At 71.1% G+C, this 20,195-nt stretch carries 25 protein-coding genes; 19 read left to right on the top strand and 6 right to left on the bottom strand.

What is annotated here, in order from left to right; all coding sequences use genetic code 11:
* Positions 1–7: 7 nt before the first annotated feature.
* From EDC02_RS39065 to EDC02_RS41160, 3 genes are read left to right on the top strand one after another with little or no spacing between them, the layout of a single operon-like run.
* Complete coding sequence (locus tag EDC02_RS39065; protein WP_158632469.1) at positions 8–469, top strand: MarR family winged helix-turn-helix transcriptional regulator; 462 nt, start codon at positions 8–10, stop codon at positions 467–469.
* Complete coding sequence (locus EDC02_RS43035) at positions 466–1,242, top strand: DUF1963 domain-containing protein (protein WP_370461608.1); 777 nt, start codon at positions 466–468, stop codon at positions 1,240–1,242. Before EDC02_RS39065 ends, EDC02_RS43035 begins: the two co-directional genes overlap by 4 nt.
* Positions 1,124–1,378: a hypothetical protein gene (locus tag EDC02_RS41160; protein ID WP_233606674.1), complete on the top strand. Its 255-nt coding sequence runs from the start codon at positions 1,124–1,126 to the stop codon at positions 1,376–1,378. Before EDC02_RS43035 ends, EDC02_RS41160 begins: the two co-directional genes overlap by 119 nt.
* 538 nt (positions 1,379–1,916) lie before the next feature.
* On the opposite strand, the gene EDC02_RS39055 is transcribed toward EDC02_RS41160, so the two are convergent.
* On the bottom strand, positions 1,917–2,123 hold the full coding sequence (locus tag EDC02_RS39055) for a hypothetical protein (RefSeq protein WP_123607070.1): 207 nt from the start codon (positions 2,121–2,123) through the stop codon (positions 1,917–1,919).
* A 265-nt stretch (positions 2,124–2,388) separates the two neighbouring features.
* Between EDC02_RS39055 and EDC02_RS39050 the strand changes: the two genes are divergently transcribed.
* Both EDC02_RS39050 and EDC02_RS39045 read left to right on the top strand, forming a co-directional pair.
* The gene (locus tag EDC02_RS39050) at positions 2,389–2,769 is read left to right on the top strand and encodes a PPOX class F420-dependent oxidoreductase (RefSeq protein WP_123607069.1); all 381 of its coding nucleotides are present in this window, start codon (positions 2,389–2,391) and stop codon (positions 2,767–2,769) included.
* 39 nt (positions 2,770–2,808) lie between these two features.
* Positions 2,809–3,030 carry an alpha/beta hydrolase gene (locus EDC02_RS39045; protein WP_255500687.1) on the top strand — a complete coding sequence of 74 codons (222 nt, stop codon included), beginning with the start codon at positions 2,809–2,811 and terminating at the stop codon, positions 3,028–3,030.
* Positions 3,031–3,034: 4 nt separating this feature from the next.
* Here the strand turns inward: EDC02_RS39045 and EDC02_RS39040 are convergent, their stop codons facing one another.
* Positions 3,035–3,634, bottom strand: a complete 600-nt coding sequence (locus EDC02_RS39040) for a DUF4241 domain-containing protein (RefSeq protein ID WP_123607068.1) — start codon at positions 3,632–3,634, stop codon at positions 3,035–3,037.
* A 197-nt stretch (positions 3,635–3,831) separates the two neighbouring features.
* Between EDC02_RS39040 and EDC02_RS39035 the strand changes: the two genes are divergently transcribed.
* The 7 genes from EDC02_RS39035 (at position 3,832) to EDC02_RS39005 (ending at position 12,597) form a co-directional block, all read left to right on the top strand.
* Complete coding sequence (locus EDC02_RS39035; protein WP_123607067.1) at positions 3,832–4,548, top strand: DUF4386 domain-containing protein; 717 nt, start codon at positions 3,832–3,834, stop codon at positions 4,546–4,548.
* A gap of 91 nt (positions 4,549–4,639) precedes the next feature.
* Positions 4,640–5,938, top strand: coding sequence for a sensor histidine kinase (locus tag EDC02_RS39030; protein WP_123607066.1), 1,299 nt, complete (start codon positions 4,640–4,642; stop codon positions 5,936–5,938).
* Positions 5,926–6,585 carry a response regulator transcription factor gene (locus EDC02_RS39025; protein WP_123607065.1) on the top strand — a complete coding sequence of 220 codons (660 nt, stop codon included), beginning with the start codon at positions 5,926–5,928 and terminating at the stop codon, positions 6,583–6,585. The genes EDC02_RS39030 and EDC02_RS39025 overlap by 13 nt, the downstream gene beginning before the upstream one ends.
* Before the next feature lie 108 nt (positions 6,586–6,693).
* Positions 6,694–7,467: an ABC transporter ATP-binding protein gene (locus tag EDC02_RS39020; protein WP_123607064.1), complete on the top strand. Its 774-nt coding sequence runs from the start codon at positions 6,694–6,696 to the stop codon at positions 7,465–7,467.
* Between the two features lie 3 nt (positions 7,468–7,470).
* Positions 7,471–10,026 carry an FtsX-like permease family protein gene (locus EDC02_RS39015; protein WP_123607063.1) on the top strand — a complete coding sequence of 852 codons (2,556 nt, stop codon included), beginning with the start codon at positions 7,471–7,473 and terminating at the stop codon, positions 10,024–10,026.
* 95 nt (positions 10,027–10,121) lie between these two features.
* Entirely contained in the window at positions 10,122–11,309 is a 1,188-nt protein-coding gene (locus EDC02_RS39010) for a serine hydrolase (protein WP_123607062.1), read from the top strand.
* A 79-nt stretch (positions 11,310–11,388) separates the two neighbouring features.
* Positions 11,389–12,597, top strand: a complete 1,209-nt coding sequence (locus EDC02_RS39005; RefSeq protein WP_123607061.1) for a serine hydrolase — start codon at positions 11,389–11,391, stop codon at positions 12,595–12,597.
* A 275-nt stretch (positions 12,598–12,872) separates the two neighbouring features.
* Here the strand turns inward: EDC02_RS39005 and EDC02_RS39000 are convergent, their stop codons facing one another.
* Both EDC02_RS39000 and EDC02_RS39985 read right to left on the bottom strand, forming a co-directional pair.
* On the bottom strand, positions 12,873–13,517 hold the full coding sequence (locus EDC02_RS39000) for a class I SAM-dependent methyltransferase (RefSeq protein WP_123607489.1): 645 nt from the start codon (positions 13,515–13,517) through the stop codon (positions 12,873–12,875).
* The gene (locus EDC02_RS39985) at positions 13,483–13,731 is read right to left on the bottom strand and encodes a hypothetical protein (RefSeq protein ID WP_148083826.1); all 249 of its coding nucleotides are present in this window, start codon (positions 13,729–13,731) and stop codon (positions 13,483–13,485) included. Before EDC02_RS39985 ends, EDC02_RS39000 begins: the two co-directional genes overlap by 35 nt.
* A gap of 58 nt (positions 13,732–13,789) precedes the next feature.
* On the opposite strand from EDC02_RS39985, the gene EDC02_RS38995 reads away from it, so the two are divergent.
* The 4 genes from EDC02_RS38995 (at position 13,790) to EDC02_RS38980 (ending at position 17,572) form a co-directional block, all read left to right on the top strand.
* Complete coding sequence (locus EDC02_RS38995) at positions 13,790–14,281, top strand: hypothetical protein (RefSeq protein WP_148083825.1); 492 nt, start codon at positions 13,790–13,792, stop codon at positions 14,279–14,281.
* 69 nt (positions 14,282–14,350) lie between these two features.
* Entirely contained in the window at positions 14,351–15,100 is a 750-nt protein-coding gene (locus tag EDC02_RS38990; RefSeq protein ID WP_123607059.1) for a response regulator transcription factor, read from the top strand.
* A 3-nt stretch (positions 15,101–15,103) separates the two neighbouring features.
* On the top strand, positions 15,104–16,576 hold the full coding sequence (locus tag EDC02_RS38985) for a cell wall metabolism sensor histidine kinase WalK (protein WP_123607058.1): 1,473 nt from the start codon (positions 15,104–15,106) through the stop codon (positions 16,574–16,576).
* Between the two features lie 33 nt (positions 16,577–16,609).
* On the top strand, positions 16,610–17,572 hold the full coding sequence (locus tag EDC02_RS38980; RefSeq protein ID WP_123607057.1) for an SEC-C metal-binding domain-containing protein: 963 nt from the start codon (positions 16,610–16,612) through the stop codon (positions 17,570–17,572).
* 21 nt (positions 17,573–17,593) lie between these two features.
* Here EDC02_RS38980 and EDC02_RS38975 read toward each other — a convergent pair whose 3' ends face one another.
* Both EDC02_RS38975 and EDC02_RS38970 read right to left on the bottom strand, forming a co-directional pair.
* Positions 17,594–17,986, bottom strand: coding sequence for a type II toxin-antitoxin system VapC family toxin (locus tag EDC02_RS38975; protein WP_123607056.1), 393 nt, complete (start codon positions 17,984–17,986; stop codon positions 17,594–17,596).
* Positions 17,983–18,258, bottom strand: coding sequence for a type II toxin-antitoxin system Phd/YefM family antitoxin (locus EDC02_RS38970; protein WP_233606673.1), 276 nt, complete (start codon positions 18,256–18,258; stop codon positions 17,983–17,985). Before EDC02_RS38970 ends, EDC02_RS38975 begins: the two co-directional genes overlap by 4 nt.
* A gap of 175 nt (positions 18,259–18,433) precedes the next feature.
* Between EDC02_RS38970 and EDC02_RS38965 the strand changes: the two genes are divergently transcribed.
* The 3 genes from EDC02_RS38965 to EDC02_RS38960 all read left to right on the top strand — a co-directional run bounded on the left by EDC02_RS38965 (position 18,434) and on the right by EDC02_RS38960 (position 20,191).
* Entirely contained in the window at positions 18,434–19,315 is an 882-nt protein-coding gene (locus EDC02_RS38965; RefSeq protein WP_123607054.1) for a DUF2993 domain-containing protein, read from the top strand.
* 127 nt (positions 19,316–19,442) lie between these two features.
* Positions 19,443–19,577, top strand: coding sequence for a hypothetical protein (locus EDC02_RS42485; RefSeq protein WP_255500655.1), 135 nt, complete (start codon positions 19,443–19,445; stop codon positions 19,575–19,577).
* On the top strand, positions 19,574–20,191 hold the full coding sequence (locus EDC02_RS38960) for an MMPL family transporter (protein WP_233606672.1): 618 nt from the start codon (positions 19,574–19,576) through the stop codon (positions 20,189–20,191). The genes EDC02_RS42485 and EDC02_RS38960 overlap by 4 nt, the downstream gene beginning before the upstream one ends.
* Positions 20,192–20,195: the final 4 nt, after the last annotated feature.

Here is a 20,195-nt window from a genome sequence, read left to right as displayed (position 1 = left end):
AGAGATAGTGCGAGATCGCAGCAGTTCTGTCAAGGGTGATGATCCGTCGAACGTGCTCTTCGACACCTGGCTCACGGCCCGCGCCGCCATCGCACTGCTGGACACCGCGCTGGCCGGCACCGGTCTGGACGCCGAGGACTTCGCCGTCTACTCCGTACTGCGCCAGGCCGGCGAGATCAGCCCAAGCGAACTCGCCCGGTGGATGTCCGCCCCGGCAACGACGGTTTCCAGCCACGTCAAGCGACTAGTCGCGCGCGGGCACGTCCGGCAGGTTCCACACCCAGAGGATCGTCGGTCGTACCGCATCACGCTCACCGACGCAGGCCAGCACGCTCACACCACGGCAGGCCGGCACTTCCTGTCCGCCCTGGCCACTGTCGAGGGCGCCCTCCCCCGGCCCGCCAGCGACGTACAGCGGGCGCTACGGGACCTGCACGCCGCGATCGGCGCGGCCGCCCAGCGGGCATGATCACCCACGGAGCGCGGGTCAACAAGGCGCCCGGATCTGCCGCGAAACGCGTGTCACGGAGCGCGTCCAGGCGCCGCCGGGGGAGCCGTCCGGACGTGCTGAGATGTGCGCACCCGGTCACCGCGGCGGTGCGTACGGACCGTGGGGCATCGGTCGCCGTGCTCGCCCTCGTGCCACCATGGTGCGCCATGGATCATCAGGGGCAGTTTCGTCATGCAGCGATCGCGTTGGGCATCCCGGACGACGAGGTCAGCCGGTTCACCGAGCACCTCCGTCTGTCGATCCGGTTGAGCGGGGGATCCGGCGGCGTGCCGGTCGGGCAGTTCGGTGGGCTGCCCCGGCTGCCGGTGGGCATGGACTGGCCGTCCGACGGGGTCGGTCCGTTGCCGTTCATCTTTTCGGTCGACTGTGCGGCGTTGCCAAGAGTCGACGGCTTCGGCCTGCCGGCAGCGGGCTCGCTGCTGTTCTTCCTGGCCCACGAGCAGGCCGCTGCCACCGGGGAGCGAAGGTACGGCCGGGTCGTGTTCGTGCCCGCCGGCACCGATACCGAGGTGGCGGCAGGATCCACCGGCCACGCGATCGTCGGCGAGCAGTACGACGTCAGCGCCACGCTGCGCGCGGAGCGCCTACCTCGGCGGGTACGCCGACGCCGAGGTGGTCAAGTGGATCGCGGAGCAGACCCTCGCGTGGCGGGAGAAGACCGGCGAGATCGTCGTCCCGGTCGCGAAGTGGTATTCCCATGTGGAGAAGGAGACGCACCGGCTGACGAGTGAGTGGGTGTCGCTCGCCCGCTTTCCCGTGGACAACGAGTTCTGTTACCGAAGTGACGGGAGTTTCGTGATCCGTCACGACGACCTGGCCGCTGGCCGGCTGCACGAGGCGCTGCCCGTGGCTGAGCTGATCCCATAGACAGGACTGCAGTTTCACCTGCCAGTTCGTCGAGAGCCGTGTCGCCGACCGCTACCAGCAGGCCTAGAACTGCGAGGTCGGGTCGGCTGATCAGCCGGTCCGTCGACGGCACCGGGGCTGGAGAACGACACCGAAGGTGCCGCAGGACGGGAAGACTTCGGTGGCGGCCATTGCGACGCCGCGATCTGGGCCCCGGTGACCGGCAGGGTGGGCGAGATCTGGTCGAGCAAGCGCTGCGCCAGGGTGGCGTCGATCTCGAGGTCTGCGCTGATGCGGACATCGGCCGCGGTCGCCAGGTCCACCACGTCGTCGCTGGTGAACGTATCAGCTCGGTGAGTGCTCAGCCGCCGCGCGAACTCCTGGACATTGATCATTTGTAGCCTCATCGTCGGGTTGTTGATTATCCACCGTAACCCCCGCCTCGGTCGGCGGATCCCGCGCGGGGCCGGCAGGGCTGTCACGCTCTGAGCTACCCATGCTGCCCCGCGACGCCCGGAACTGCCGCCCTGCGGGCGCTGGCACCCCTCTGTGTCGACTATCAGCCGCTTCGACGGTTGCCGTACTGGCGAGGGCTCTGCACCGTGCCGGAACGGCCGTGGATGCGGCTCGCCGTACCTGCGGTGTGGTTGGCGGTGGCCTTGCCCTTGGACCGGCGTGCCGCCCGGTTCTCGAAGGGCTGCGGCTGCTCCTCGGCCCCCGCTTCGGCGTCAGCGGTGGGATCGGCGCCGCTGGTGGCATCGGCCATCGTTGTCTCCTCGTACTGTCCAGCTGCGGATCTTGAAAACACGCCCGCAGCGATACGCAGACCGTAGCGCGCAGACCGATCCCGGCCGGGGCCGGCTGCCCGAGCAAACCGTCCAGTCACGCCAGAGCCCCAGCCGGGGTCACTTCACCACGACGCCGTCCAAGCATCCGGACCTGCCGCGCCGAGGGCGCGGGTACTCCTTCCCGGCGGCCAGCGCTCTCGACGTTACGGGCGCGGCCCGGGCACGACTCGCTACGCTGGCCCGGTGACCGTGGCCGATGAGATCGCCCGTAGCCGGTACGTCAGCCTGACCACCTACCGCAAGGACGGCACCCCGGTGGCCACACCGGTCTGGCACGTACCGCACGGCACCGAACTCTGGATCGTGACCGAAGCGGGCTCGGGCAAGGTCAAACGGATCCGGAACAACCCGCGCGTTCGGGTACAGCCGTGTTCCCTACGCGGGGCGGTGGCACCGGCCGCGCCGAGCGTGACGGGAACGGCCCGTTTACTCGACGGCGACGGAACGGCGCTGGCCCGCAAGCTACTGGCCCGCCGGTACGTCATGGCACGGGCAGGGAACTGGCTCGCTCGCCTGCTCCGGCTACGCCGCCCCCCGATGGTCGGCATCATCGTGTCGTTCTGATCAACCCGACCCTCCGACCGCAGAGCCACCCGGAGCGCTCTGAGCGGGCTGGCCCCGGCGCTGGTGGTGGTGCCGACACTCGACCCGTTAGCCGATCATGGACGTACCGCGCAACGGCTACCCGAGGCCGGAACTCCCGCGCAGCTCACCGAGCATCCCGGAGCGACGCACGCGTTCCTCAGCATGCCGGGCCTGGTACCGCAGGCAAAGTCAGCACGGACGGAGATCACCGAGTTCCTCCGCAGCCACCTCGACGGGTGATCTCCTACTGGAACGGATTCTGGGGATCGCCGCTCAGATGTTCCAGGTCGCCGAAGTCGGTGAAGAAGCAGGCGACCTCGCCGTCGGCGGTGTACCCGACCCAGCTGCGGTACCGGCCGTCGGCGTCGAGGTGGATGGCGACCAGGTTGGTGTCGGTGGCCTCATCGTGGTAGACGCTGTAGAGCCCGTCCTGGTCGAAGGAGAGGTCCGCGATCAGATCCTCGCGGGCGTCGCCGTCGGTCAACGCCTCGAAGACCTCGACCGATCCGAACCCGCCGGTGGCACCGTCGACCGGGTAGACGTAGTCCTCTCCGCCGCGCCGGGCGGGCAGCCACCGGCTGACCGGCTCGGGACGTACGACGACTCCGGCGCCCAGCACCACGTCGTCCTCGACCAGGATTTCGACGGCGTACTCGCCGGGTGCCACGGTCTGGGTGAACGCCCAACGGGCGACTTCGCCAGCGGGGAAGCCCCCTGGCGGTTCGGCGGCCACCAGTCGACCGCTTGGCAGCCGCAGCCGCACGTCGGTCCGCCACGCCTCGGCACGTTGTCGAGTGGAGGGCAGCAGGTCAGCAGGTCGAGCGAAGTCAAAGATTATTGACATGATGTCAGGCCTACTTTACCTTCAAGGTGTCAAGTTTTCTTGACACGGCGTCTACGCAACCCCCGCGCGGCCGGCTTTGTCGCGCACGCCGAAGCACGCCGAAAGCACGCCGAAAGCACACAGCGGACCGCACGCGGAGCACGCAGCGGAGCGCACGACCCCTCCGGACCCCTCGTCAGATCGAAGGAGCGACGACGATGCACGCGCTGACCCGTACCGCCCGGATGACCGGGCTCTTCTACCTCGGCATCGCCATCACCGGCGTACTCGGCTTTCTCATCGTCCGCGCGCAGCTCTTCGTGGCCGACGACCCTGATGCGACGCTGGCCAACCTGGTCACGCACGGTGCGCTCGCCCGCGCGGGCGTCGCCCTGGAGCTGGCCATCGTCGTCACCCAGGTCCTCACCGCCGTCTGGTTCCACCGCCTGTTCCGCACCGTGAGCTCCCTCGCCGCCAGCGCTATCGCCGCCTTCGGCCTGGTCAACGCGATCGCGGTCCTCGTCAGTGCGGCGATGTTGGGCACCGCGATCGGAGTCTCAGTGGACCCGGTCGGCGACGCGGCGGCCACCGTCCAGCTCCTGTACCTGGTCAGCGCCAACATGTGGACCGTGGGCGCACTGTTCTTCGGCCTGTGGCTCATCCCGATGGGCTGGTGTGTGCTGCGCTCAGGCTGGATGCCCCGCGCCCTGGGCTGGATCCTCATGGTCGGCGGCGTCGGGTACGTGCTCAGCCCGTTCGTCTCGTACCTCGCCCGCGACGCGCAGGTCCTCGTCGACGCGATGGCCTATCCGGCGTCGGTCGGCGAGTTCTGGATGATCGGCTACCTGCTCAGCTACGGCATACGCCGGACGGCACTGGGCGAAGCGCAGCCGGCCGTCCGTACACCGGCGTCGCCGTCGGCGGCGGCGAGCTGAGACGCCTGGTACAGCAGGCTGTACTTCCTGGGCGGCACAGCACTGGATCCGACGCCTGTCGCCTATCGTCTGTGGCCGGGGAGGTACGCCGATGCCGCGCAGAGACACCGTCGGGCGTTCGGTCGCCGCTCGGGCGGCGGGGCCGGGTCGTGGGCGCACACTGCGACGGTACGTCCGTCGCCGCGTACGAATGTCCGTCGACGCCATCGAGCACCTCGTCAGCGGCCTCGGCACGTCGATCCTGGCGCTGGCGGCCGTACTGCTCCTGCTCCTCGTCGCGCTCGCCAGCGTGGTCGGCATCGGCCTGGCGATGGTCCCGTCGGCGGCGAAGGCGGTGCGGCTGGCCGCCAACCGGGAACGGGCCCGACTGTCGCGATGGGACCGCGACCTGCCGCTGCCGCCGGCGGCTCCCGCCGGCCTGCGCGGCGTCCTGCACGATCCGTGGGTACGGCGCGAGGCCGCGTTCGTGGCCGCGCACGGCACCGTCGGGTTCGGGCTGGGTGTACTCGGGCTGTCGCTGCCGATCTCCGCCGTGCAGAACCTGCTGTTCCCGTTGTACTACTGGGTGCTGCCGCCGGAGGCCGGCGGCCCGGGTTTCATCGACCGGCGGATCGACGGCTTCCCCGACGCGCTGCTGGTGGGGCTGATCGGGATCGGCTGGCTCGCCGCGACCGTGGCGCTCGGCCCGACGATGGCCCGGCTGCAGGCGCTGCCGGGGCGATGGTTGCTGGCCCCGCCCCGCGACGTCGACACGTCGATGCGGATCGCCGAGCTGACCGCCACCCGGGCGGCCGCGCTGGACGCGCACGCCGTCGAACTGCGCCGCATCGAGCGGTCCCTGCACGACGGGGCGCAGAACCGGCTGGTCGCGGTCACCGTACTGCTGGGTGCCGCGCGGCGGGCGATGGCCCGGGATCCGGCGCGGGCGGTGGAGATCCTGGACCGCGCGCACGACTCCGCCGAACTGGCCCTCGCGGAGCTGCGTACCGTGGTCCGCTCGATCCTGCCGCCGGTGCTCGACGACCGTGGGCTCGCCGCCGCGCTCGACGGCCTGGCCGCCGGCTGCGGGGTGTCGTGCACGGTGCAGGTCGACGTCCCGGGCCGGTGCGCCGCTTCGGTCGAGGCGACGGCATACTTCGTGGTCGCGGAGGCGCTGACCAACGTCGCCCGGCACAGCGGTGCCGCCTCGGCGTCGGTCACCGTGCACCGCAGCGGCGACCGGCTGCACGTGTCGGTCGTCGACGACGGCCGGGGCGGCGCCGACGAGGGCGGCGGCTCGGGGATCGGCGGCATCCGCCGACGGGTACGGGCACACGACGGCCGGTTCGCCCTGACCAGCCCACCCGGTGGGCCGACGACACTACTCGTGGAGCTGCCGTGCGGATCGTGATCGCCGAGGACGACGCCCTGCTGCGGGAGGGTCTGGCGCTGCTGCTGCGGGCCGAAGGGCTGGACGTGGTCGCCACCACCGACTCGCCGACGACCTTCCTGGCCGCCGTGGACGAGTTCCGGCCGGACGTGGCGATCGTCGACGTCCGGATGCCGCCCACGCACACCAACGAGGGCATCGTCGCCGCCGTCGAGGCCCGGCGCCGTCGACCCGACCTCGCGGTGCTGGTCCTGTCGGCGTACGTCGAGCAGGCCTTCGCCACCGACCTGCTCGCCGGCGGCGCGGTCCGGCTCGGCTACCTGCTCAAGGAGCGGGTCGGCCGGGTCGAGGAGTTCCTCGCCGCGCTGCACCGGGTCGCCGACGGTGGTACGGCGATCGACCCGGAGGTGGTCGGGCAGCTGTTCGCCCGCAGTCGTCCCGACAGCGACCTGAGCCGGCTCAGCGCCCGCGAACGCGACGTGCTCGCCCTGATGGCCGAAGGACTCGGCAACACGGCGATCGCGCAGCGGCTGTTCGTCACCGACGGGGCCGTCCACAAGCACATCCGCAGCATCTTCGCCAAGCTCGGACTCGCCCCGGACGACCGCGCGGACCGGCGGGTGACGGCGGTCCTGCGCTACCTCGAAGACGCTCAGCGGCGTAGCTAGTACAGCCTGCTGTACCCCGGTCGGCCAGTACGCTGGATCGTTTGAAAGTCCGTCTGACCATAGCGTTCTCCATGTCATCGTCCTCTGACGACATGGAGAGTGGTTCAGATGTCCGTCCGCGTTGGACGCCCCGCCGACCCGGCGGTCCGCGTGATACAGCTCGCCCGTACGTATGGTTCCGGACCGCAGGCGGTCACCGCGCTCGCCGGCGTCGACGCGGATTTCCACCGCGGCACGTTCACGGCGGTGATGGGGCCGTCCGGTTCCGGTAAGAGCACCCTGCTGCAGACCGCGGCCGGTCTGGACCGGCCCTCCTCCGGGCAGGTGTTCATCGGCGACCAGGAACTGTCGCGGCTGTCGGAGACGAAGCTGACCAAGCTCCGTCGCAGCCGGATCGGCTTCGTCTTCCAGGCGTTCAACCTGATCGGCGCGCTGACCGTCGAGGAGAACATCCACCTGCCGCTGCGGCTGTCCGGGTCCCGCCCGGACGCCGCCTGGCTGCGCCAGGTGGTCGAGCGGGTCGGGCTGGGCGACCGGCTGCACCACCGCCCGGCCGAGTTGTCCGGCGGGCAGCAGCAGCGGGTGGCGATCGCCCGGGCGCTGGCCATGCGCCCCGAGGTGATCTTCTGTGACGAGCCGACCGGCGCGCTGGACACCCAGACCGCGTCGGAGGTGCTGGCCCTGCTGCGGTCGGTGGTCGACGACGCGCAGCAGACGGTGATCATGGTGACCCACGACCCGGTGGCGGCCTCGTACGCCGACCGGGTGATGGTCCTCGCCGACGGTCGGATCGTGCGGGACATGCCCCAGCCGGGTGCGGAGCAGATCGCCGAACAGTTGGCGTGGCTCGGCCGCCGCCAGCTCGTCACCCAGGAGAGCTGAGCCATGCTGAAGCTCGCCCTTCGGATGCTGCGCCACCGCATCGGCAGTGCGGTCGCCACCCTCGTCGCCCTCACCTGCGGCGTCATGATCCTCATGTCGATGGGCGTGATGGTCGAGTCCGGCATGCGGTTCACGCCCGAACCGCAGCGGTACGGCGCCGCCGACATCCTGGTCGCGGACCGCGACATGACCATCGAGACCACCGAGTTCGGTGAGACGTCCACGGTCACCGTGGACCTGCCCACCGGCGGAAGCGTGCCGGTCGCCCTGGCCGAGCGCATCGGTCAGCTGCCCGGCGTGGCGGTGGCCGCCGCCGACCGGTCGATCCAGGCGGTCGTGCCGATCGAATCCGCCGCGCCAGGTCAGCCGGCGGCACAGGGGGCGGTCGGGCACGGGTGGAGCAGCGCCGCGCTCACCCCGTACCGGATCGTCGACGGCGACCAGCCGGACACCACCGACGAGGTCGCCATCGACGTGCGGCTCGCCTCGGCGGCCGGCGACCAGCTGCGGCCCGGCGACCAGGTTCCGGTCCTCGCCGCCGGCTCGGTGCAGCAGTACCGGATCAGCGGCATCGTGGACCGTACCGCCGCCGGTGACCAACCGCCCGCGCTGTTCTTCACCGACGACCGCGCCGCAGCGCTCAGCAGCAGCCCGGACCGGGCCGGACTGATCGGGATCGTCCTGGTTAGCGGCGCGGACTCCGCCGCCGTGACGGCCGAGGTCGGTCGGCTGGCCGCCGAATCCGGCGCGACGGTCCACACCGGCACCGAACGGGCCGGACTCGAACAGTCCGAGGCGCTCATGGCAGCCGACATGCTGATCCAACTCGGTTCCGTACTCGGTGGCTACGTCGCCGGGCTCGTCATGTTCGTCGTCGCCGGAACGATCGGCCTGGCGGTCCGCCACCGCCGCCGCGACCTGGCCCTGCTGCGTGCCGTCGCGGCGACCCCGGGACAGGTACGGCTGCTGGTCGTCGCCGAGGTCGCGCAGCTCGCCATCGTCGCGGTGCTGCTCGGCATCCCCGCCGGGCTGTGGGCGACCGACTGGGTGCACCGGCAGCTGATGGACCGGGGCTTCATCCCGCACGGCTTCCCGTTCGACGGCGGGGTGCTCACCGCGGTGGCGGTCAGCGTGGCGACCGTGCTGGTGGCGGTGTCGGCGGCGCTGATCGCGGCCCGCCGTACGGTGCGGATCCGGCCGACCGAGGCGCTCGGTGAGATCGCCGTGGAGCCTCCCCGCAGCAGCCTTGTCCGGCTCTTCGCCGGTCTGGTCGCACTCGGCGGCGGATTCGCCCTGACCATGTTCACCACCGCCCTGCGTGGCCAGGCCGGACTCAGCGCGGCGCTCGGCATGCTGTTCGTCTTCGTGCTCACCGCCGCCCTGCTCGCGCCGTGGATCAACCGGTACGCCGCACAGGTGCTCGGCCCGGTGCTGCGCGCGGTGTGGGGCGACAGTGGCTACCTGGCGGCGGCCAACCTGCGGGCGAACGCGCAGGGTATGGCGACCGTGCTGACCGCGCTGGTGCTGTCGGTCGGCTTCGGCGGCTCGATCTGGTTCCTGCAGGACAACCTGGACCGGCAGGCCATCGCCCAGACCCGCGACGGCACGCTGGCCCAGCACACGCTGATGTCGGCGGTCGGGCTGCCGGCGAGCGCCGCAGCGGACGCCCGCGAGATCCCCGGCGTCGTCGCGGCCACACCGGTCCGGCGTACCTCGGTGATCCTGCCGGTGATGGGCGGCGCCGAACCGTTCGGCGCCCAGGCGATCGACCCCGACGGGGCCGACCGGACCATGGACCTGTCGGTCACCGAGGGCAGCCTCACCGACCTGCGCGGCGACACCGTGGCACTGTCCAACCTGCAGGCAGCCACCCTGGGAGCGGATCTCGGCGACCAGGTCGAGATCTGGCTCGGCGACGGCACCCCGGTGACGTTGCGGCTGGTCGCCATCTACGAACGCGGCCTCGCCTTCGGCGACGTCACCCTCCACCGGGAGACGGTCGACGGCCACACCCCGACCAACCTCGACGACGAGATCCTGATCCGCACCGAACCGGGCGACGCCGAGGCCGTCGCCGGGCTCGCCGGCCTGGTCGAGCGGTACCCGGGCAGCGGCCTGATCGACACCGGGGCCGTCGGCGCCCAGCTCGCCACCGACCTGGCGCTCAGCGCCTGGATGAACAAGCTGGTCATCGGGGTCATGGTCGGCTACGCCGCCCTCGCCGCCGCAAACACCATGATCATGGCGGCGCTGACCCGGGGCCGTGAACTGGCCCTGCTGCGGCTGGTCGGCGTCACGACCCGCCAGGTCAAGCGGATGGTGCACGCCGAACAGGTCGGCCTGCTCGGCACGTCGCTGCTCATCGGCGGCGCCATCGCCGCCGTCACCCTGGTCTCGGTGGTCCGGATGATGACCGGACAGCTGGTCCCCTACGTCCCGCCGCTCGGCTGGGTCTCGATCATCGGCGGTACCACGCTGCTCGCGCTGGTCACCACCATCGCCCCCATCAGCGCACTCCTTCGGACGCCACCGGTCAACAGCATCGGCGTCAAGGAATGACCGTAAGCCAGTCCACCGCAGGCTCCGACGAATCGCCGTCGGCTCCGTGGATCGGCGCACCGTGCGCCCGGTCCGAACACTCACCAGGAGGTTCCATGTCACCGCAACACACCACGACGCCGCGCAAGCGGTTCGGGTTCGGTCGCCGCAGCGCCGCCGCACTCGCGCTCGTCGCACTGGTCGGGTTCGCCGGCATCGGCATCCAGTACGCCGACGCCGCGCAGGCCCACCGCCCGAAGAAGGACTCCATCCAGACCAGCATCGACGCGCTGGTCAAGGACGGCGTCGCGCCCGGGGCGCTGGTCTCGGTACGGGACAGCAGGGGTCGCGTCACCAACTACACCGCCGGCGTCAACGACCCCCGTACCCGGGCGAAGGTGCCCACCGACGGGTACGTGCGGATCGCGAGCAACACCAAGATGTACACCTCGGTCGCCGTCCTGCAGCTCGTCGACGAAGGCAAGGTCAAACTGGACGAGCCGATCGAGACGTACCTGCCGGGGCTGGTCCGTGGCGAGGGCTTCGACGGACACACCATCACCGTCCGCCACCTGCTGAGCATGACCAGCGGCCTGCCCGAGTACGAACTGCCGGACGTCTCCGTGTGGGGCGAGCGGTACTACGAACCGCGTGACATGCTCGACTCGGCGTTCTCCCAGCCGGCGCACGCCCCGGCCCCCGGCGGGGAGGTGCAGTACCGCAACGCCAACTACATCGTTGCCGGTCTGCTGGTGCAGAAGGTCACCGGTCGCCCGCTGGCCGAAGTGATCACCAACAAGATCCTGAAGCCGGCCCGACTGCACGAGACGTACTGGCCGAGTGTCGGTGACAAGACCATCCGCCGGCCGCACGCCAAGGGCTACCTGCCGGACCCTCAGACGGAGAAGTGGGTCGACACCACCCAGGTGGACCCCTCCATCTCCTGGGCGGCCGGCCAGATGATCTCCACCCCGAGTGACCTCAACAAGTTCCTGGTGGCGTTGCAGAGCGGGAAGCTGATCAAGCCGGCGACCCTGGCCGAGATGCGCGACAGCAAGGCCTTCCTGCCCGGCGGCGAGACCTTCCCTGACCTGGTGTGGCACTACGGTCTCGGCACCAACGGGTACGAACTCTCCTGCGGCGGTATCGCCTGGGGGCACGGCGGCGACATCGACGGATACTCCAGCCGTACCGCCATCACCGCCGACGGTCGCGCCGTGACCCTCGTGGTGACCGCCGCGACCAACGACGGCGTCTTCAAGGTCCTGGACGCGTTCGACGCCGCCCTGTGCGCCGGTAAGTGACCCCGCGCCCCGGCCGGGATGCTCGGCGCATCCCGGCCGGGGCCCAGCCCCCAACCTTCGAGCAAAGGAGCCACGTACCGTGTCCACCTCAGTCGCCCTACCGGACCGGCCCGTCCGGTCGTCCCGCCGCCGGATCGTCACCATCGCGACGGCCGCCACGATCGCGGCCGGCGGGCTCGCGGCCGCCGGCCCGGTCACCGCCGCGCAGGCCGAGACCCGCCCCGACGCCATCGGGCAACGCCCCGACGTCATCGCGCAGCGCATCGAGACACTCGTCGGCTCCGACCGGCACCCCGGCGCGCTGGCCGCCGTCCGGGACCAGCGCGGCCGGACCCGCCACTACACGGCCGGCGTCGGCGACCTGCGTACCGGTGCGAAGGTGCCGAGGAACGGCAAGGTACGCATCGGCAGCGCCAGCAAGATGTTCGCCTCCGTCGTCATCCTGCAGCTCGTCGACGAAGGCACAGTGGACCTCGACGCGTCCGTCGAGACGTACCTGCCGGGCCTGGTGCGCAGCCCCGGCGTCGATCCTGACGCGATCACCGTCCGCCAGTTGCTGCAGCACACCAGCGGACTGCCCGACTACACCGACTCGATGTTCCAGGAAATGATCGACATCCCGCCGTACCAGCACATCTACCTCGAACCCCGGGACCTGCTCGACCTGGCCAACGCCATGGACGGCGGACCGGCCGGCACCTGGGCCTACAGCAACACCAACTACCTGTTGGCCGGTCTGATCGCCCAACGGGTCACCGGCCGCCCGTTCAACGAGCTGGTCACCACCCGGATCATCGAGCGGCTCGGCCTGCGTCACACGTACGCGCCCGGGGTCGGTGAGGAAGGCATCCGGGGCAGGCATCCCCAGGGTTACCAGCTCGACGACGCCACCGGCAAGCTGCTCGACTTCACCCGGATGGACCCGAGCTGGGGGTGGGCCGCCGGCCAACTGATCTCAACCCCGGCCGACCTGAATACCTTCATGCGGGCGCTGCTCGACGGCAAGCTACTCAAGCCGGCGCAGCTGGCCGAGATGCGCACCACCGTCGCCGTACACCCGCAATCGGACGTGAGGTACGGGCTCGGTCTCTTCAGCACCCCGCTGAGCTGTGGCGGGGTGGCGTGGGGACACGGCGGCGACATCCCGGGCTACTCGACCGCCAACGGTGCCACCGACGACGGTCGGGCGGCGACCCTCACGGTCACCTCGATGACCGGGTCGGTGACGGACAAGTCCGTCGCCGCCGAGCGGGCCGCACTGGTCGACGCCGCGCTCTGCGCGAAGTGACCCGTACCGGCGCAGGGCGGTTCAGCAGCGGACGAGTTCGTCGATCAACGTCCAGTGCCTGTCCTCGATCGGCTGGCTGTCGTCGAGGGTGAGCAGTTGCCGTACCGCCGTGGTCAAACTGTCCTTGGTGATCCGCTGCGGGTCGGTGCCGGCCCGCAGCGGAGCCGCGACCAGCTTGACCGTCGTCCCGCAACCGCTGACCGTCGAACGAATCGCGGCGGTACTCGCGCGGCGGGATTGACACCCCGAACGCCCCGGGGCCCGGCGTCACCCGGTCAGGGTCTGCGGGCGACCAGCATGCCCAGCGGCGGCCGGTCCGGGGTCGGCGGGGTCTGCTCGACGGTCACCAGGACCTGGAAGCCTGCCTCGGTCAACAACCGCGCCACCTCGGCTGGCCGCTGCCGGTGGAAACGCAGGTCGATCGGCTTGCCCTCGAACTCGTCCCGGTGCCGGATGTCGTCGCCGACCTGGAAGACCAGCATCAGGTAGCCGCCCGGCACCAGCACCCGGTGGAACTCGGCGAACGCCTCCGGCCGCCGCTGCCATGGCAGGTGGATGATCGAGAAGTAGGCGAGCAGCCCGCCGAGCCCGCCGTCCGAAACGTCCAGGTCGAGCATCGAACCGACCTCGAACCGCAGCCCCGGATACGCCTGCCGGGCGTGCGCGATCATGCCCGGGGACAGGTCGACACCGAACGCGTCCAGCCCGTGCCCGGCCAGCAGCACGGTGACCCGGCCCGGCCCGCAGCCGACATCGGCGACCGCGGTGTTGCCCGTCGAGCGCACCAGCTCGGCGAACATGCCGAGCATGGCCCGGTCCAGCGGCGACTCGTCCAGCTCGGTCTTCACCGCCTCGGCGTACTCGCCGACGATCGCGTCGTAGGAGTCACGGGTGGTGGTCAGGAAGTCGGCGTCGGACACCCGCAGCACGGTACGCGACCGGCAGCAGCAGCGCCGCGACGACCAGACCCACCGCCGGCCACAGCCAGAACCGGGGTCCCGGCCAGCGGGGCGGTTCCTGCCCCGGCCGGATCACCCCGGTGGCGAGCGCCCGGTCGGCCACGTCGATCGCCCGTACCCCGTCGGCGGCCGTCATCCGTACCGTCGGGGTGGTCTCGCCGGGCACCAACGACATCAGCTGTACGCCGCCGACGTGCCCGTAGCTGATTCATCCATGTGGTGGGGTGACCGGCATGGGTGTGCTGTACGACTACTTCCGGTCCACCGACGACGGCGCGGCGATCGCGTTGATGGACGATCTCGGCGGTGGACCGGTCGCCCGCAACACCGCTGCCAGCGGCGACGGCGTCCATGGCACCGGCGTCGTTGCCGTGGACGCCGTCGGCTTCAAGTGGATCGACCCTCCGGTCGCTCTCGGCCAGCTCGTCAGCTTCGTCCGGGATGCGCCCTGGCGGGCCGGCCTGGTGCAGAGCCGGCTGCTCTGGAGTCCGGAGGAGGAAGGCCCGTGGTTGTTCGGCCTCGACGACGCCACCCGGGACACCCTCGCCTCGATCAGCGGCGGCCAGCTGCCGGAGCTGTCGGCGCGGTGGGGGCGGATCGACGAGTTCGCCCACTCCGGCCCGCTGCCCGAAGGCGAGCTCGTCCCGGTGATCGAGGCGATCGCCGGTCTCGCCCGACGAGCCCGCGACGCCGGTGACCACCTCTACTGCTGGTGCTGCCTGTGACGGACCACGGCTGACCGGTGCCGCCGGTTCTCATCCTTCTCCCATGATTGCGTGATCTGATCAGCAGACATGGGCAACGCATCGGCGCGCATCCTGGTCGTCGACGACCAACCGAACATCGTCGACATGCTGGTCACCGTGCTCACCTTCCACGGCTTCGCCGTCGACTCCGCGACCACCGTGGCGCAGGCGGAGCAGCTCGCCGAGTCGGAGCGACCGGACCTCGTCGTACTCGACGTGATGCTGCCCGACGGCGACGGCTTCGACCTGTGCCGGCGGCTACGGCAACGCGGCCACCGGTTCGGCATCGTCTTCCTGACCGCCCGCGACGCCCGCCGCGACCTGGTCTCCGGGCTCACCCTCGGTGGTGACGACTACCTGACCAAGCCGTTCGCGGTGGAGGAACTGCTGGCCCGGGTACGGGCGGTGCTGCGCCGGGTCGGCTCCGGTCCCGCCGGGCGCGACGGTCCCGCCGGGCCGGGCGATCCGGCTGGGACGGCCGGCCGGGCCGGTTCCATGCTGCGCTACGCCGACCTGGAGTTGGACGAGGACACTCTGCTGGTGCAGCGGGCCGGCACCCCGGTCCAGTTGTCGCCGACCGAGTTCAAACTGCTGCGCTACCTGATGCTCAACTCCGGCCGGGTGCTGTCCCGCAGCCAGATCCTGGAGGCGGTGTGGCGCTACGACTTCGGAGGTGAGTCGAACGTCGTCGACACCTACATCGGCTACCTGCGCCGCAAACTGGACCCGCTGGGTGAGCCACTGATCGTCACCCACCGCGGCTTCGGCTACGCGCTGCGTACCGCCGTGCAGGGGTGAGCCGTGCCGCCGCGTCGCACCCGCCGGGCACCGCACGGTCGCACCCGCCGGGCGCCGCGCTGGTCGCTGCGCGGCTCGCTGATCGCCGCCACCGTGGCGCTCACCTGCGCCGCGCTGCTGATCACCGGTGTGGTCAGCGCGGTCGCGTTGCGCCAGCAGCTGATGAACCGGACCGACGAGCAGCTCACCACCGCCGCCGCGCTGGTCGCCAGCGGCAGCCGGCAGATCGCCCGGGTCGGCGAGCGGGACCTGCGGGACCAGACGGTACGGGCGGTGATCGGTCCCACCGAGTTCCTGGTGGAGATCCGGACCGGTGACGGCGAGCTGACCCGGTTCGCGTCGACGGCGCCGGTGCCGGCGACCCCGCTGCTGGACGCCGCACCGGCCCCACCGCCCGGCGGGCGGTCCCCGCTGACCAGCGTCACCACCCCAGAAGGGGGGTACCGGGTGGTGACCGTCGACGCCGGCCCCGGCGTGGTGCTGCTGGGGCTGCCGCTGGCCCCGGTCCGGGAGACCGTGGCGCGGCTGCTCGGCATCGAGGTGCTGGTCTCGGTGGCGGTCGCCGTACTGCTGGCGTTTCTGGCCCGGATGCTGATCGTGGCCCGGATGCGGCCGTTGGACGACATCGCGCGGACCGCCGACGCGATCGCCGGCGGGCAGTTGGACCGCCGGGTGCCGATCACCGACGACCCCCGACGGGTACGGCGTACCGAGGCCGGCCGGCTGACCCTGGCGGTGAACGGCATGCTGGACCGGATCCTCGCCGCGTTGGCCGTGCGGGAGCGTTCCGAGCAGCGGATGCGGTCGTTCGTCGCGGACGCGTCGCACGAGCTGCGCACCCCGCTCACCGTGATCCGCGGCTACACCCAGTTGCTGCGCGGCGGCATGGTCGACGAGCAGCGCCGGCCGGACGTGCTGCGCCGGCTCGACGACGAGGCCGCCCGGATGTCCACAATGGTGTCCGACCTGCTGTTTCTGGCCCGGCTGGACGCCGAGCCGCAGTTGCAGGACGAGCCGGTCGACATCGCGGTGCTGGCCCGCGACGCGGTCGCCGACGCGCTCGCCGTCGAACCGCAGCGGGTGATCGCGCTGGACTCGCCACCACATCTGCTCGTCGCCGGTGACGCGGACGCGTTGCGGCGGGTGCTGGCGAACCTGCTGGCCAACGTACGGGCGCACACGCCGGTCGAAGCGAACGCCGAGGTGTCGGTGCACACCGACGCCGGCCGGGTGCGGGTGGCGGTGTCGGACACCGGGCCAGGGCTGACCCCGGAGGCCGCCGAACGGGTCTTCGACCGCTTCTACCGGGCGGGCGCGGCGGGCGGCGCCACCGAGGGCAGCGGGCTCGGGTTGGCGATCGTCGCCGACGCGGTACGGGCGCTCGGCGGCGAGGTCGGCGCCGACACCACTCCCGGCGGCGGGACCACCATCTGGTTCACCGTCCCGGCCGCGCTCCGGACGGGAGTGTCGCGGTGACGTCGGCGGGCACAACGGGTACGGTCTCCGGCCGTGGCGACGAAACCGGCGAACCAAGCCGCCGCGCGGGCGGCGGCGCTTGAGGCCGACGCGGAGAAGTATCCGGACGAGCGGGCCGACCTCCTGCTGGAAGCGGCCGAGGCGTGGCGGGTGGCCGGCCAGCTCGACCGGGCACGCAAGCTGCTGGCCGAGCTGATCGCGGCGGGCGGCGAGGACGGCTGCTACGCGCGGTGCGACCTGGCCGGGATCGAGTTCGAGGCCGGGGCGGACAGCGAGGCGTACACGGAACTCGCCCGGCTCGCCCGCGACCCCGACCTGGGTGAAGGGCAGTGCACTCTCGTAGCCGAGTTGCTGGCCGAACGCGGTGACCTGCCGGCGGCGCTGGAATGGTACGACCGGGCCGTCGCCCGCCTGACGCCCGAGGATCTCGAGGCACTGCGCGGGCCGGACGGCTGGATGCAGATGTCGTCGGTGATGGTCCGGGCCCGGCGCGAGGTCCGGCGCCAGCTCGGGTTGCCGGCCGATGCCACCGACGAGATCGCCCCGGCGGCACCGGCGCAGCAGATGGCAGAGCCGACCGGACTGCCGACGACGCTGGACGAGGCGCGTGAGCACTTCGAGTCGGGTCGGATACCTGATCAGTTGCGGCTGCTGGTGTTTCAGCGCGCCGAGCGGGCCGAGGCCCGCCGCCGGTGGCCTGATGCGTACGTCGACCCTGATGAGGAGTACTTTCCGGCGGCGGAGCGTCGCTGGCGCGGCCTGGCCGACAGCGGGGTGCCGGCGATCCGGGTGGTGCCGGCCACGGTTGCCGGGTTGTCCGAGTTCGCCGAGCGGATCGGTGAGTCGCCGCTCGACTCGGCGGTGAAGACCCGGTACGCCAGGCTGGCCGCCGACCAGGACACCATCGTCTGGCCACCGGCACGTAACGATCCGTGCTGGTGCGGGTCGGGTATCAAGTACAAGAAGTGCTGCGGCCGAGCAGGCCTGGGCTCGTAACGCCGTAGTCCGACCAGCGACCTAGCTGAGACCGGGGCAGGCTGTCGGTAGTCCGATCGTGCGGGCGATGTCCAGCATCCGCTTGTCGTAACTGATCAGGACCGTCAGGGCGTCGCCCAGCACCTGAGCGCTTGCGATGTGGATCGCGTCCAGGGACCGCGCACCTGGTGGTACGAGCGCGGCGGCGTCCCGGACCTCGGCGGTCAGCAGGATCTCGGTGAAGTTGCGAAGCAGATCCGACATTATGTCGGGGTAGTCACCGATCGTGTCGAGAGTACGGACGGTCTCGACGAACCCGAGGGTCGACGTGGCCATCGGTGCCGCAGGTTGATCGGCAAGGTACTCGCGCAACTCGGGCGCGTACGACCGGCCAGAGACGAGGGTGGCGAGAGCCGAGGAGTCAAGGTAGATCAACGGTCCTCGTCCTCACGGGCTTCGAGCAGCAGGTCCAGCGGTGACGCGTCCTCTGGTACGTCGAAGTGCGGGATTTGGTCCAAGTCGCTCGTCGTGGTCGTGGCGAGTTTGATCAGGCCCTTCGCGACCAGCGGCGAGTAGCGGCTGAGGGCGGCCGAACCAGGTAGCAGCACGGCGATCACGGTGCCGTGCCGGGTGACCTCGAGCGTTTCGCCACGCTCGACCCTGGCGAACATGGCACTCGGGTTGTACGAGAATTCACGTACGGACACGGTGCTCAACCTGACCCCCCTAACTGTGCCTACAACTCAACCATAGTACCTACATCTTCATCCGCCGCCCGGAACCACGGGACGAGCTGGTGCGGTTGCAGCGGTGCGGGCAGTTCTTAACGGGTTCTCATCGAACTCACGTCCGGCTTGCACCGCAGCCGGGTGTGATCGGGGCATGCGCATCTGGAGACCTCGCAACCGGCGGGGATGGCTGCTGCTCACCGTGGCGCTGCTGATCCCCGGGAGTCTGGTCGTCGCGGACCGGATCGCCGCCGGGGTGGTCGGCGGCCGGCTCGCCGACGCCGCCGCCTGCGTCCTCGGGCTGGCCGAGCCGCCGCAGGTCGACGTACACGGCTTCCCGTTCGTGACGCAGGCGTTGGCCGGCCGGTTCGCCGGTCTCACCGTCACCGCCGACCGCTTCGGCGGAAGCGAGCTGCCGATCGCCGGGGTAACCGCCGAGGTGCGCGACGTCGAGATCGACGGCGGCCTGGCAGCGGCCGGTGCCGGCTCCGCCGGTTCGGGCCCGGTCGAGATCCGGATCGGTCAGCTGTACGCCGCGCTCACGGTCGACCTCACGCGACTGGACACGCTGACCGACAACTGGGCCGGCGGCGGGACTGACGGAGAATCGGCAGACTCTTTCGGCGGTCTGCTTTCCGGGGCCGACGTGCAGATTCGCGGCAGCGACAACGGCCAGCTGATCGTCGACGTGACAGCGACGATCTTCGGCCAGGCCGTGCCGGTGACCGTGTACGCCGTACCCGTGCTCGACGGCCGCATGTTGCGGATCGAGCCGGTGGAGGTCGAGGTGTTCGGGCTGCGCCGCTCCGCCGACCAGCTGGCCGGTGCCCTCGGCGCCGGTGCCCTCGGGCAGCGTCGGATCGAACGGGAGCTGCCCGATCTGCCGGCCGGGCTGGCGTACCACGGACTGACCGCGACCGCCGACGGGCTGCGCCTGGAGATCACCGGCGAGTCCGTCGCCGTCGGCGGAGACGGCCTGCGGCCCGCCGGACGGGCGACGCCGTCAGACACCGACAAGTGCGGGGAGCCGGCGTGAACAGCGTGGAGACCGGTGCCGTCCACCGGATGATGGGCGCGGTCGGCAGCGGGACCTGGCCGACGAGCATTTCTCCGGCAGCGACGAGGCCAGCGGGCAGCTGATCTTCGAAGCGGGCGACGGTCGGTTGGACGATCCGGCGAACGTCGCGGCGGTCACCGCCGCGCTCGACCGGGTCGAGCAGGCACCGCACGTGGTGTCGGTGACCCCGCCGGCCGCCGCGCGGTCGCGCCACCGGCCGTCTCCGACGGCGGTCGGGTGAGTACGCTGCGGATGCAGCCGACCACCGCCCCCAGCGATCCGGCCACCGTGGACACCGTGGCGGCGCTACGGGAGGTCCAGCCGTACGGCGGACAGCTGCACGTCACCGGCGCGGTGGCGATCAAGTCCGATCTCACCGAACGGGTCGCCGACCGAATGCCGTGGGTGATCGCCGTGGTGGTGGCGCTCTCCGCGTTGCTGCTGCTGTTCGCGTTCCGGGCACCCGTGCTCGCGGTCAAGGCGGCGGTGATGAACCTGCTGTCGGTACGGACCGGGCTGGCCGCCACCGGGCGGGTGATCACCTCCGCCGCGTTGATCATGGTCTGTGTCTTCGCCAGCTTCGTGCTCAACCCGAGCCCGGTGATCAAGATGTTCGGGCTCGGGATGGCGGTGGCGATCGCAGTGGACGCCACGATCATCCGTGGCCTGCTGGTACCGGCCACGATGGCGCTGCTCGGCCGGGCCAACTGGTGGCGACCCGGCGCGGGCAGGCCGGCCACCGGAGACATCCCGGCGGGCACCCAGCGCGACGGGCTGCTACCGGCCGGCGAAGCGAGCCGACCGCTCGACGCAGCAGCCGGGCTGCCGTTCAGCACCGACGGTAACCCACCGTAGTATG

It is taken from the genome of Micromonospora sp. Llam0 (assembly GCF_003751085.1).
GTDB lineage: Bacteria > Actinomycetota > Actinomycetes > Mycobacteriales > Micromonosporaceae > Micromonospora_E.
The sequence above is the reverse complement of the archived record's forward strand: the minus strand, read 5'-3'. Positions and strand labels throughout refer to the sequence as shown.